Source organism: Yersinia canariae (assembly GCF_009831415.1).
GTDB lineage: Bacteria > Pseudomonadota > Gammaproteobacteria > Enterobacterales > Enterobacteriaceae > Yersinia > Yersinia canariae.
Map to the genome: position 1 here is coordinate 4,336,311 of NZ_CP043727.1, position 13,042 is coordinate 4,349,352.

Sequence of the window (13,042 nt, forward strand, 5' to 3'; positions counted from 1 at the left end):
CCTTTCCCAACCTGCGTTAACAGGCAGAATTTGGCTTATGATAAAAAGAGATCAATCTTTAGCGACGCCTTATCTACAGTTCGATCGTACTCAGTGGGCGGCTTTGCGCGACTCAGTACCATTGACACTAACAGAAGAGGAAATCGTTAAACTTAAAGGGATTAACGAAGACCTTTCATTAGATGAAGTGGCACAGATATATCTACCACTTTCGCGCCTCCTTAATTTCTATATTAGTTCTAACTTGCGTCGACAGGCTGTTCTGGAACAATTCCTTGGAACTGATGGCCAGCGCATTCCTTATGTTATTGGTATCGCAGGCAGTGTTGCTGTGGGTAAAAGTACCACCGCCCGTTTACTACAAGCATTGCTGAGCAGTTGGCCTGAGCACCGCAGTGTTGAATTGATTACCACTGATGGTTTTCTTTATCCAAATAAAGTGCTTAATGAGCGCGGATTGATGAAGAAAAAAGGATTTCCACAATCCTATGATATGCACAACTTGGTGAAATTTGTTTCTGAGGTAAAATCAGGAGCTGGCCATGTTACCGCGCCAGTTTATTCCCATTTAATATATGACATTGTCCCTGATGGTAATAAAATTATCAAACAGCCGGACATCCTTATATTAGAGGGATTAAATGTTTTACAAAGTGGGATGGATTATCCTCATGATCCTCATCATGTATTTGTCTCTGACTTTGTAGATTTCTCTATATATGTTGATGCCCCAGAAGATCTGCTCCAAAGTTGGTATATCAACAGGTTCTTGAAGTTCCGCCAGGGGGCATTTTCTAATCCTGACTCTTACTTCCATAATTATGCGAAACTGCCAGAAACAGAAGCAGTCAAGATTGCAACGCAATTATGGAAAGAGATTAATGGATTGAATTTAAAACAAAATATACTACCAACACGTGAGCGGGCAAGCTTGATAATGACTAAAAGCGCCAATCATGCAGTTGAAAGTGTGCGCTTAAGAAAATAATAAATAGCGGGTAGTGATAACTACCCGTTTAACTTATTAATTAAGCTCCGCGAAGGGAAATCTCACCACCAATATAAGATTTCACATTACCGTCCTGCTCCAACAATAATGCACCTTGCTGATCTATACCTCGAGCAATCCCAAATATTTCTTGGTTTCCAATAATCAACTTCACAGGGCGATCAAGGTAATTATCCATCTCTCTCCAGCGGGAAATAAAGGCCGCCAGCCCCTCATTTTCAAATTTAACCACTGCCAGCCGTAATTCTGATAATATTTCAGCTGTCAGTTTATTGCGATCGATAATAACCCCAGCTTCCTGTAAGTTAATCCAATCTTGGTTAATAACATTAGTCGTAGATTCACGCATACTCAGGTTTATACCCGCACCAATAACTAACTGTGCCGCATCCCCGGTTTTACCCGTCAGTTCAACTAATATGCCAGCCAGCTTCTTATCATTTAAATACAAATCATTCGGCCACTTAACACGAACTTGCCCTGCGCCCAGTTTGTGTAGCACTTCCGCCATGACGATACCTACAACTAAACTTAACCCCATTGCTGCGGCGGGGCCTTGCTCTAATCGCCAAAACATTGATAAATAAAGGTTAGCACCAAAAGGCGATATCCACTGGCGACCACGTCTGCCACGACCAGCTTGCTGATATTCGGCGACACAAGCATCACCAGATTTAAGCTCAGTGATACGATCCAGAAGATATTGGTTCGTTGAATCAACTACAGGTAATACGGCGACTTGGCCCGCGGGTAAATAACTTAAAATTGTTTTTTCATCAAGTAATTGGATAGATGCCGGTAAGCTATATCCCTTACCAGGGACCGTGAAGACATCTAATCCCCATTCCCTGATAGTTTGCATATGCTTATTGATTGCAGCGCGACTCATACCCAGCATTTCACCCAGTTGCTCACCTGAGTGAAAAGCACCATCGGCCAGTATGCCAATTAATCGCAAGGGAACTTTAATATCTTTCACGACAAACACTCCACAGCATTAACTTCCCCATGGCTTGCAATAAAGCGCACCTCTGGTTCCAACCAGATAGAAAATTTGTTTGCAACCTGCTGGCGGATATAACCGGCAAGACCCAACACATCCTGTCCAGTAGCTTCGGCGAGGTTAATCAGAACCAAAGCTTGTTGCTGATGCACCGCAGCCCCTCCAATCTGATGCCCTTTAAGCGCGCATTGATCAATAAGCCAACCAGCGGCCAGCTTTACTGTCCCGTCGGGTTGTGGGTAATGAGGTGCACTGGGGTAGCGCTTCACAATGTCAGCAGCCACAGTGGCATCCACAACGGGATTCTTGAAGAAGCTACCGGCATTGCCTGTCACTGCGGGGTCAGGCAGTTTACTCCTACGCATTGAGCAAACTGATTTGAAAATATCATCTGCTGTCACAGTCAATGGATTCATACGCGTTAAATCGCCATAACCTAGTGTTGGCACCCAAGATTTTATTAATCGGATCCCTACCGCTACAATGGCAAACCCATGACCATAATGATGTTTAAATATGCTGTCACGATAGCCAAATTGGCAATCTTGGGCCGAAAGGCGCAGAACAGTCCCTTTCTCCATATCAAGTAAATCAACGTATTCGCACACCTTTTGCAGCTCAACGCCATATGCCCCAATATTTTGAATTGGTGCAGAGCCAACACAACCAGGGATTAAAGCTAAGTTCTCCAAACCCGGCATGTTGTTTTGCAACGAATAACAGACTAATTGGTGCCAATTCTCCCCTGCGCCAACATGCAGGTGCCAAGCAGTATCATCTTCAGTAAACGTAATACCTTTAATACGATTAAGTAATACTGTCCCGGCATAGTTTTCAATAAACAGCACATTACTGCCTTCACCAAGCAAAAGTACAGGTTGATGCTTAGAGACTGATTCACGCCATGCATCAATCAAGTCTTGCACTGTATTGGCACTTATTACATTGCTCGCGTAGGCGGATAGCGCAAAAGTATTGAGGTGTTTTAGCGGGGAACGTTGATTCGACATTACATTGGATACTCATTCTAACTAGCTCTGGTGCTAGTCTAACCGATCATAATACTCATATTGTATTTTGTTTTAGGTGAATACATAAAAAAAGCCCTCTGCACAGCAGAAGGCTTTTCTATATCGCGCACATAGCAAAAACCCCACGCTTTTGGCATGGGGTCTCGGCTTGATTTGATGCCTGGCAGTGTCCTACTCTCGCATGGGGAGACCCCACACTACCATCGGCGCTACGGCGTTTCACTTCTGAGTTCGGCATGGGATCAGGTGGGTCCACCGCGCTATGGCCGCCAGGCAAATTCTGTCTAAACTAACCCGCTATGCAATCCTACACACAGCCAGCCAGCCCAATCTCGGAACGTCGCTGAAAATCTCTCTCAAATCACTAAAACACCTTCGGTGTTGTAAGGTTAAGCCTCACGGATCATTAGTACTGGTTAGCTCAATGCATCGCTGCACTTACACACCCAGCCTATCAACGTCATAGTCTTTAACGTTCCTTCAGGGGGCTTAAAGCCCCAGGGAAGACTCATCTCGAGGCAAGTTTCCCGCTTAGATGCTTTCAGCGGTTATCTCTTCCGAATTTAGCTACCGGGCAATGCCATTGGCATGACAACCCGAACACCAGTGATTCGTCCACTCCGGTCCTCTCGTACTAGGAGCAGCCCCTCTCAATCTTCCAACGCCCACGGCAGATAGGGACCGAACTGTCTCACGACGTTCTAAACCCAGCTCGCGTACCACTTTAAATGGCGAACAGCCATACCCTTGGGACCTACTTCAGCCCCAGGATGTGATGAGCCGACATCGAGGTGCCAAACACCGCCGTCGATATGAACTCTTGGGCGGTATCAGCCTGTTATCCCCGGAGTACCTTTTATCCGTTGAGCGATGGCCCTTCCATTCAGAACCACCGGATCACTAAGACCTACTTTCGTACCTGCTCGAGCCGTCACTCTCGCAGTCAAGCTAGCTTATGCCTTTGCACTAACCTCACGATGTCCGACCGTGATTAGCTAACCTTCGTGCTCCTCCGTTACTCTTTGGGAGGAGACCGCCCCAGTCAAACTACCCACCAGACACTGTCCTCACCCCGGATCACGGGGCCGAGTTAGAACATCAAACATTAAAGGGTGGTATTTCAAGGTTGGCTCCACGCAGACTGGCGTCCACGCTTCGATGCCTCCCACCTATCCTACACATCAAGGCTCAATGTTCAGTGTCAAGCTATAGTAAAGGTTCACGGGGTCTTTCCGTCTTGCCGCGGGTACACTGCATCTTCACAGCGAGTTCAATTTCACTGAGTCTCGGGTGGAGACAGCCTGGCCATCATTACGCCATTCGTGCAGGTCGGAACTTACCCGACAAGGAATTTCGCTACCTTAGGACCGTTATAGTTACGGCCGCCGTTTACTGGGGCTTCGATCAAGAGCTTCGCCTTGCGGCTGACCCCATCAATTAACCTTCCAGCACCGGGCAGGCGTCACACCGTATACGTCCACTTTCGTGTTTGCACAGTGCTGTGTTTTTATTAAACAGTTGCAGCCAGCTGGTATCTGCGACTGGCTTCGGCGCCGAGAGCAAGTCTCTTTACCTAATGCCAGCGTGCCTTCTCCCGAAGTTACGGCACCATTTTGCCTAGTTCCTTCACCCGAGTTCTCTCAAGCGCCTGAGTATTCTCTACCTGACCACCTGTGTCGGTTTGGGGTACGATTTAATGTTACCTGATGCTTAGAGGCTTTTCCTGGAAGCTTGGCATCAACTACTTCATCACCGTAGTGACTCGTCATCACACCTCAGCGTTGATAAGCAACCGGATTTACCAAGTCGCTCCGCCTACATGCTTAAACCGGGACAACCGTCGCCCGGCTAGCCTAGCCTTCTCCGTCCCCCCTTCGCAGTAACACCAAGTACAGGAATATTAACCTGTTTCCCATCGACTACGCTTTTCAGCCTCGCCTTAGGGGTCGACTCACCCTGCCCCGATTAACGTTGGACAGGAACCCTTGGTCTTCCGGCGTGCGGGCTTTTCACCCGCATTATCGTTACTTATGTCAGCATTCGCACTTCTGATACCTCCAGCAACCCTCACAGGTCACCTTCAACGGCTTACAGAACGCTCCCCTACCCAACAACACCTAAGTGTCGCTGCCGCAGCTTCGGTGCATGGTTTAGCCCCGTTACATCTTCCGCGCAGGCCGACTCGACCAGTGAGCTATTACGCTTTCTTTAAATGATGGCTGCTTCTAAGCCAACATCCTGGCTGTCTATGCCTTCCCACATCGTTTCCCACTTAACCATGACTTTGGGACCTTAGCTGGCGGTCTGGGTTGTTTCCCTCTTCACGACGGACGTTAGCACCCGCCGTGTGTCTCCCGTGATAACATTCTTCGGTATTCGGAGTTTGCATCGGTTTGGTAAGTCGGGATGACCCCCTAGCCGAAACAGTGCTCTACCCCCGAAGATGAGTTCACGAGGCGCTACCTAAATAGCTTTCGGGGAGAACCAGCTATCTCCCGGTTTGATTGGCCTTTCACCCCCAGCCACAAGTCATCCGCTAATTTTTCAACATTAGTCGGTTCGGTCCTCCAGTTAGTGTTACCCAACCTTCAACCTGCCCATGGCTAGATCACCGGGTTTCGGGTCTATACCTTGCAACTAGACGCCCAGTTAAGACTCGGTTTCCCTACGGCTCCCCTATTCGGTTAACCTTGCTACAAAATATAAGTCGCTGACCCATTATACAAAAGGTACGCAGTCACACCACGAAGGTGCTCCCACTGCTTGTACGTACACGGTTTCAGGTTCTATTTCACTCCCCTCGCCGGGGTTCTTTTCGCCTTTCCCTCACGGTACTGGTTCACTATCGGTCAGTCAGGAGTATTTAGCCTTGGAGGATGGTCCCCCCCATATTCAGACAGGATGTCACGTGTCCCGCCCTACTCATCGAGTTCACAGCAAGTGTGTTTTTGTGTACGGGAGTATCACCCTGTACCCTGCGACTTTCCAGACGCTTCCACTAACACACAAACTGATTCAGACTCTGGGCTCCTCCCCGTTCGCTCGCCGCTACTGGGGGAATCTCGGTTGATTTCTTTTCCTCGGGGTACTTAGATGTTTCAGTTCCCCCGGTTCGCCTTGCATGGCTATGTATTCACCATGCAATAGTGCAACGAATTGCACTGGGTTTCCCCATTCGGGTATCGTCGGTTGTAACGGTTCATATCACCTTACCGACGCTTTTCGCAGATTAGCACGCCCTTCATCGCCTCTGACTGCCTAGGCATCCACCGTGTACGCTTAGTCGCTTAACCTCACAACCCGAAGGTGTCTTTACAGACATCGTCGTATTGCGATCATTTGAGAGACTCTAATACAGGTTAATCCTTATCTCAGTACTTCTACGGAGAGATAAGTTTCAGCTGTATTGTTTCAATTTTCAGCTTGTTCCAGATTGTTAAAGAGCAATATCTTAAACACGACTCGTTAAAGTCATCTTTAAGATATTTTCAGTTCATAAAGAACCGGTGATAATGTCTTTCACACATTATCGGAGTGGCGTCCCCAAGGGGATTCGAACCCCTGTTACAGCCGTGAAAGGGCAGTGTCCTAGGCCTCTAGACGATGGGGACACAAAAATCCGATTAAATCATTCAACTTAATCGTTTTTGCATCAGCATGAGTCGAAACTCACAACATCAACAGGTGCTCTTGCTCGTTTACATTCATCAGACAATCTGTGTGGACACTGCGCAATGCGTATCGTTAGGTAAGGAGGTGATCCAACCGCAGGTTCCCCTACGGTTACCTTGTTACGACTTCACCCCAGTCATGAATCACAAAGTGGTAAGCGCCCTCCCGAAGGTTAAGCTACCTACTTCTTTTTGCAACCCACTCCCATGGTGTGACGGGCGGTGTGTACAAGGCCCGGGAACGTATTCACCGTAGCATTCTGATCTACGATTACTAGCGATTCCGACTTCATGGAGTCGAGTTGCAGACTCCAATCCGGACTACGACAGACTTTATGTGGTCCGCTTGCTCTCGCGAGTTCGCTTCACTTTGTATCTGCCATTGTAGCACGTGTGTAGCCCTACTCGTAAGGGCCATGATGACTTGACGTCATCCCCACCTTCCTCCGGTTTATCACCGGCAGTCTCCTTTGAGTTCCCACCATTACGTGCTGGCAACAAAGGATAAGGGTTGCGCTCGTTGCGGGACTTAACCCAACATTTCACAACACGAGCTGACGACAGCCATGCAGCACCTGTCTCACAGTTCCCGAAGGCACCGAAGCATCTCTGCTAAGTTCTGTGGATGTCAAGAGTAGGTAAGGTTCTTCGCGTTGCATCGAATTAAACCACATGCTCCACCGCTTGTGCGGGCCCCCGTCAATTCATTTGAGTTTTAACCTTGCGGCCGTACTCCCCAGGCGGTCGACTTAACGCGTTAGCTCCGGAAGCCACGCCTCAAGGGCACAACCTCCAAGTCGACATCGTTTACAGCGTGGACTACCAGGGTATCTAATCCTGTTTGCTCCCCACGCTTTCGCACCTGAGCGTCAGTCTTTGTCCAGGGGGCCGCCTTCGCCACCGGTATTCCTCCAGATCTCTACGCATTTCACCGCTACACCTGGAATTCTACCCCCCTCTACAAGACTCTAGCTTGCCAGTTTCAAATGCAGTTCCCACGTTAAGCGCGGGGATTTCACATCTGACTTAACAAACCGCCTGCGTGCGCTTTACGCCCAGTAATTCCGATTAACGCTTGCACCCTCCGTATTACCGCGGCTGCTGGCACGGAGTTAGCCGGTGCTTCTTCTGCGAGTAACGTCAATCACTGCGGTTATTAACCACAATGCCTTCCTCCTCGCTGAAAGTGCTTTACAACCCGAAGGCCTTCTTCACACACGCGGCATGGCTGCATCAGGCTTGCGCCCATTGTGCAATATTCCCCACTGCTGCCTCCCGTAGGAGTCTGGACCGTGTCTCAGTTCCAGTGTGGCTGGTCATCCTCTCAGACCAGCTAGGGATCGTCGCCTAGGTGAGCCGTTACCCCACCTACTAGCTAATCCCATCTGGGCACATCCGATGGCGTGAGGCCCTAAGGTCCCCCACTTTGCTCTTGCGAGGTCATGCGGTATTAGCTACCGTTTCCAGTAGTTATCCCCCTCCATCAGGCAGTTTCCCAGACATTACTCACCCGTCCGCCGCTCGCCGGCAAAGTAGTAAACTACTTCCCGCTGCCGCTCGACTTGCATGTGTTAGGCCTGCCGCCAGCGTTCAATCTGAGCCATGATCAAACTCTTCAATTTAAGATTTGTTTGATTTGCTATGAGTTAACATAGCGATGCTCAAAGATTACTTTCTGCAAATATGCATTCGAACCGAAGTTCAAATGTGTACTGCTTTGGTCACTCTTCAAGACTTTGATATTTCTTTGCCTGTCGAAACAGGCTTCGATATCGTCTTGCGAGTGCCCACACAGATTGTCTGATAAATTGTTAAAGAGCGTTCGTTATCAACCGGTGGTTGGTAACGCGAGGTGCGCATATTACGCTTTTCTCATTCAGAGTCAACTACTAATTTCGTTGATTTTCTCTGTTCTCTCTGCCGGTCACTCAACTACTTGGTTCGTTGTGTGCCGTCTCGATGGATGCGCATTATAGGGAGTCGAATTTTTTGCACAACTCTTTTCTCGCCTTTTTCTACTGTTTGAATACTTTTCGCTCCTTACGTGTAGATCTTGGTCGATCCACGGCATTTTCCCTATGATCCCAATGGTCGATTGGTTGTAATTCCATCAGCAAAGGCTAGTATGGCCGGTAAAGAGTGATCTTATTGAGAGGCTATTGCTATGTCCGACCCTATCCGCCCTTATCTTCATTATTCACCGACGCTTGGTAAACGCGTTATGATTGATAGATCGAGTGTGATCATTGGTAATGTCATTTTGGGTGATGATGTCAGTGTCTGGCCGTTAGTTGCCATCCGTGGTGATGTTAATCAGGTTAGTATTGGTGCTCGCTCTAATATCCAAGACGGAAGTGTTTTGCATGTTACCCATCACTCAGAACATAACCCCGAGGGAAATCCACTGATTATTGGTGAAGATGTGACTGTCGGACATAAAGCTATGCTTCACGGCTGCACCATCGGTAATCGGGTATTAGTGGGAATGGGCTCCATCGTGTTAGATGGTGCTGTTATTGAAGATGATGTGATGATTGGAGCGGGTAGCCTAGTTTCCCCTGGAAAACGATTGGCGAGTGGTTACCTCTATATGGGCAGCCCAGCCAGACAAGCCCGCCCTTTAACACCTGCTGAATTAGAAGGCCTGCTTTATTCCGCGAGTAACTATGTGCGCTGGAAAGATGACTCTCTGGCTGAAATGAAATAGCGAGTCATTTCTGATGCAGGGAATAAGCCATACTTTCCCTGCATTATCTATACCTTTCTATTTACCTAACTCATTACGTAACTGATTTAATACAGGAGCTATTGCCGGCATCACACCATGCCATAACTGAAAAGCATGCGCCGCTTGCCCCACCAGCATTCCCAGCCCATCGGCATAATTCGTCACACCCAACTGTGTGCTCCAGGCTAAAAATGGCGTGATATCAGTTTGATAGTACATATCATAACAACGAGTTTGCGGACCAATAATATCCGCAGGTATGTGCGGCACGTCGCCATGAATACCCGAAGCTGTAGCATTTATAACTAAATCAAACTGCTGCCCACTCAGAGCCTGCATCTCGATAGCATCAATATCACCTAAATGATGGAATACTTCAGCGAGTTGTTGCGCCCGAGCATAAGTCCTATTCGTAATAACGACTTTACAACCATATGAAAGTAAAGGGAGGATAACCCCTCGAGCCGCTCCACCAGCCCCCACCAATAAAATACGATCAGTTGTTTGGATCAAATGCTGTCGTTCAAGATCACTGAGTAAACCAATACCATCGGTATTGTCACCCAATAAGCGCCCATCTTCTAATTGCTTAATCGTATTGACAGCGCCTGCCAGTGACGCACGCTCAGTTAGTTCATCACACTTCGCATGAGCTCGTTCTTTAAACGGCGTAGTTATGTTCGCGCCCCGTGCCCCATCAGCAAAAAAAGACGTTAAAGTCTCTTCAAAGGATTCATTAGGTGCCAAAACTTTACCGTAGTGATGTTCAATCCCGGTTTGCTCGGCAAAAAGCGCATGGATCCTCGGAGACTTACTGTGCCCAATAGGGTTACCAAACACTGCAAACTTCTGATCCATGTTATTTCCTATCCTTGACGAAATTGCTTACCGGTTAAGGCATCTCTGATTTCAGATGGATTCAAACGCCCCCCTACCTGGCCAGTAAGTACTGGTAGCGAAGAGCCAAATTGTATTCTGATCTCATCAGTTGTTCGGCAAGGTTCTTGTCCACTTAAGTTGGCGCTGGTTGAAACCACAGGTTTGCCATATTGCGCACAAAGTTGCTGTACAAGTGGGTGGTCACTCACTCTGACCGCCAGTGAATCAAAACTGCCCGTTAACCAGCGCGGTGTCTCCGGACGTGCCGGAATTACCCACGTTACTGGCCCAGGCCAAACAGAAAAAATAGCCTCTCGCTGAGCATCACTCAGTGCCGCATCATTCACATAAGGTTTTAGCTGTTCATAATTAGCTGCAATTAGGATTAAGCCTTTTTGCCATGGCCGCTGTTTTAAAGCTAATAAAGCATTTACAGCTTTTTCACTATCAGGGTCACAACCTAAGCCAAAAACGGCTTCTGTTGGATAGGCAATAACCTCTTCTTGTTGCAATGCCCGCAATACATCTGACAGATCACTACTATTCTTTTGTTTATTCACGCTGTTATTACTCACTTACCACTGCCTTCCCACATAACTTGCTAGCGCAAAAACGTTTTACACCTTGCGCAGTTCTCTTTTCCATTAACAAGAGATAGTGGCAATGCGCGCACTCTCCAGCAATGGGTTGCTGATTAATTGTAAATTGGCAATCGGGATAGCGATTGCAGGCATGGAAAATCTTTCCAAACCGTGACTTGCGCTGTAGTAACTTACCTTGACCACATTGTGGGCAATCAATCGATGTTTCAGCTGGCTTATCAATAACTTCAGTATGATCACATTGTGGATATTGGCTACAACCAATAAACATACCAAAGCGCCCTTGCCGTAACACCATCTCTGAACTGCATTCAGGGCAGTGTTGCCCTTCCAGAACTTTCACGATATGACCATCAGATTGCGCTTTCAGTGGGCGCATATACTGGCAGTCTGGATAATGTGAACAACCAAGGAATGGGCCATGACCACCGCTGCGAATGACTAACGCCGATCCACACTCCGGACACGACCCATTATCCTTGGCAATAACTGTTTTCGTCATAACGCCTTCTATATAAAGTCATTAGCCAGTGATATTACCACTTAGTGCAAATAACCTTCATTGACTTCAAAAAGTAGCTCTTCCATCTGCTGATAAGCACTTTCGTAACCCGGTATGTTAAACAACACCATCAGCACCACCCATTTGAGATCCTCCAGGTCAATCTCATTCGAGTCCAACGCCATAATACGGTCGATGACCATCTCACGGGTATCAAGATGTAACACCTGAATTTGCTCAAGAAATAAGATGAAGCCGCGACAAGTGGTATCCAGGCGTTGGGCTTCTTCCGCCGTATAAATCCGTAATGCTTGCGGGTCAGCAGCATACAGATAAGGCGCTTTCTGCCCTTCTTGTAGATCTGCAAGAGCCTCTAACCAGTTCAGGGCGTTGTTGATATCCTCACGATAGAAACCTGCGTCAGCAAGATCGTCAGTAATCTTGTCTTGATCAACAAGCATTTCCGACTCGTTATGCATATAAGTTTCAAATAAGTAAATTAAAACGTCGAACATGGCCTGCCCTCCTTAATCGGACATAGCCGCCGGGTACAGCTGCGATCCACCCTGCTAACTCCAGCTCAAGCAATTTGCTGACGATATCTGGCACAGGTTGGCCGGCACGTTCGGCGACGACATCAACGGGTGTCACCTCATCTCCTACGTTAGCCAACACATCAGCAAATGGCAATTCAACTTGCTCCTCTGATGCAGAAATAGTTACTTTCTCGGGTAATGATATCCATTGCAGTGAACCGCCAACCTGTTCAGCGACCTCACGAGCAGACTTCGCCAGGTAAGCCCCTTGCTGAATTAGCCAGTGAACACCTTCGCTGGTTGCACTGCCCAGAGGACCAGGCAGTGCAAAAACATCCCGCCCTTGCTCCATAGCATAGCGCGCAGTAATTAAAGAGCCACTTTTCAGCGTAGCTTCAACAACCAATACAGCAGAACTTAACCCGCTGATAATACGGTTTCTTCTGGGGAAATGGGCGGCAATAGGTAATGCGGTCGTCAGAAATTCGGAGACCAGAACACCACCTTGATGCTCAATTTCGCGAGCTAACTGGCTGTGGCGACGTGGGTAGATATTCTCCAAGCCACTACCTAATACCGCAATGGTTTTTCCTTTAGCATTCAAAGCCGCTTTATGGCATATCCCGTCAATCCCCATAGCAAGGCCACTGGTGATGACCAACCCGGCTGAAGCCAGTTCTGAAGCAAAATGGCGTCCCCACTGTTCGCCATAATGGCTAAAATGGCGGCTCCCGACCATGGCCACTTGTGAGCGGTAAAGCACATCAAGCTCACCAGAGGCAAAGATGAGCAAGGGTGGACAGGAAATATGCGTTAAACGCGGCGGGTAGCCCGGTTCGCCATAAACAAGCAAGTGATGAGAAGGGTTGTTCAGCCAAGTTAGCGCGGCATCAATATAGAGAGGCTTAACTTGAGTAAATTGCTGACATTGTTGCAAATCTAACCCATAGGCAGCTAACCTGCCGAGGTGCACATCACCGCTGGCGAGTAACCTTTTGACCAATGCACTGCTTTTTACCGCCCCGAGTCCTTTGACTTGGCTCATCCTGAGCCATAATTCTGCCGCTAACATATTACCTCC

The 13,042-nt window shown here is 48.0% G+C and carries 9 protein-coding genes, 1 tRNA gene and 3 rRNA genes; 2 read left to right on the forward strand and 11 right to left on the reverse strand.

Features of this window, described 5'->3' with window-relative positions:
• Positions 1-37 precede the first annotated feature (37 nt).
• Complete coding sequence (coaA, locus tag F0T03_RS19830; protein ID WP_145553657.1) at positions 38-988, forward strand: type I pantothenate kinase; 951 nt, start codon at positions 38-40, stop codon at positions 986-988.
• A gap of 40 nt (positions 989-1,028) precedes the next feature.
• On the opposite strand, the gene birA is transcribed toward coaA, so the two are convergent.
• From birA to F0T03_RS19860, 6 genes are all read right to left on the reverse strand, one after another.
• A complete protein-coding gene (gene birA, locus F0T03_RS19835; protein WP_159680234.1) occupies positions 1,029-1,988 on the reverse strand; it encodes a bifunctional biotin--[acetyl-CoA-carboxylase] ligase/biotin operon repressor BirA in 960 nt (319 codons plus the stop codon).
• Positions 1,985-3,022, reverse strand: coding sequence for a UDP-N-acetylmuramate dehydrogenase (gene murB, locus F0T03_RS19840; protein ID WP_145553653.1), 1,038 nt, complete (start codon positions 3,020-3,022; stop codon positions 1,985-1,987). Before murB ends, birA begins: the two co-directional genes overlap by 4 nt.
• 179 nt (positions 3,023-3,201) lie before the next feature.
• Positions 3,202-3,317: ribosomal RNA gene (gene rrf / locus F0T03_RS19845) — 5S ribosomal RNA — on the reverse strand.
• 111 nt (positions 3,318-3,428) lie between these two features.
• Positions 3,429-6,336 (reverse strand): 23S ribosomal RNA (locus tag F0T03_RS19850).
• A 242-nt stretch (positions 6,337-6,578) separates the two neighbouring features.
• Positions 6,579-6,654, reverse strand: a tRNA-Glu gene (locus F0T03_RS19855).
• Positions 6,655-6,792: 138 nt separating this feature from the next.
• Positions 6,793-8,336, reverse strand: a 16S ribosomal RNA gene (locus tag F0T03_RS19860).
• Together the 16S, 23S and 5S rRNA genes with 1 tRNA gene alongside form the textbook arrangement of a ribosomal RNA operon.
• A gap of 542 nt (positions 8,337-8,878) precedes the next feature.
• On the opposite strand from F0T03_RS19860, the gene F0T03_RS19870 reads away from it, so the two are divergent.
• Positions 8,879-9,421, forward strand: coding sequence for a gamma carbonic anhydrase family protein (locus F0T03_RS19870; protein WP_145555472.1), 543 nt, complete (start codon positions 8,879-8,881; stop codon positions 9,419-9,421).
• 57 nt (positions 9,422-9,478) lie between these two features.
• Here the strand turns inward: F0T03_RS19870 and aroE are convergent, their stop codons facing one another.
• Genes aroE through dprA form a run of 5 tightly spaced genes read right to left on the reverse strand, consistent with a single transcriptional unit; the run spans position 9,479 to position 13,033 of the window.
• Positions 9,479-10,300, reverse strand: coding sequence for a shikimate dehydrogenase (aroE, locus tag F0T03_RS19875; protein ID WP_145555471.1), 822 nt, complete (start codon positions 10,298-10,300; stop codon positions 9,479-9,481).
• An 8-nt stretch (positions 10,301-10,308) separates the two neighbouring features.
• Positions 10,309-10,881, reverse strand: coding sequence for an L-threonylcarbamoyladenylate synthase type 1 TsaC (gene tsaC / locus F0T03_RS19880; protein ID WP_159681023.1), 573 nt, complete (start codon positions 10,879-10,881; stop codon positions 10,309-10,311).
• 7 nt (positions 10,882-10,888) lie between these two features.
• Positions 10,889-11,425, reverse strand: a complete 537-nt coding sequence (locus F0T03_RS19885) for a DNA topoisomerase family protein (RefSeq protein ID WP_159680239.1) — start codon at positions 11,423-11,425, stop codon at positions 10,889-10,891.
• Positions 11,426-11,466: 41 nt separating this feature from the next.
• On the reverse strand, positions 11,467-11,940 hold the full coding sequence (locus tag F0T03_RS19890) for a DUF494 family protein (RefSeq protein ID WP_032906609.1): 474 nt from the start codon (positions 11,938-11,940) through the stop codon (positions 11,467-11,469).
• Positions 11,912-13,033, reverse strand: coding sequence for a DNA-protecting protein DprA (gene dprA, locus F0T03_RS19895; RefSeq protein WP_159680241.1), 1,122 nt, complete (start codon positions 13,031-13,033; stop codon positions 11,912-11,914). Before dprA ends, F0T03_RS19890 begins: the two co-directional genes overlap by 29 nt.
• Positions 13,034-13,042: the final 9 nt, after the last annotated feature.

What these genes read in the sequence shown, in the direction of transcription:
- dprA (WP_159680241.1), bottom strand. Translation starts at nt 13,033, where the DNA reads ATGTTAGCGGCAGAATTATGGCTCAGGATGAGCCAAGTCAAAGGACTC.
- F0T03_RS19870 (WP_145555472.1), top strand. Translation starts at nt 8,879, where the DNA reads ATGTCCGACCCTATCCGCCCTTATCTTCATTATTCACCGACGCTTGGT.
- murB (WP_145553653.1), bottom strand. Translation starts at nt 3,022, where the DNA reads ATGTCGAATCAACGTTCCCCGCTAAAACACCTCAATACTTTTGCGCTA.
- F0T03_RS19885 (WP_159680239.1), bottom strand. Translation starts at nt 11,425, where the DNA reads ATGACGAAAACAGTTATTGCCAAGGATAATGGGTCGTGTCCGGAGTGT.
- coaA (WP_145553657.1), top strand. Translation starts at nt 38, where the DNA reads ATGATAAAAAGAGATCAATCTTTAGCGACGCCTTATCTACAGTTCGAT.
- aroE (WP_145555471.1), bottom strand. Translation starts at nt 10,300, where the DNA reads ATGGATCAGAAGTTTGCAGTGTTTGGTAACCCTATTGGGCACAGTAAG.
- F0T03_RS19890 (WP_032906609.1), bottom strand. Translation starts at nt 11,940, where the DNA reads ATGTTCGACGTTTTAATTTACTTATTTGAAACTTATATGCATAACGAG.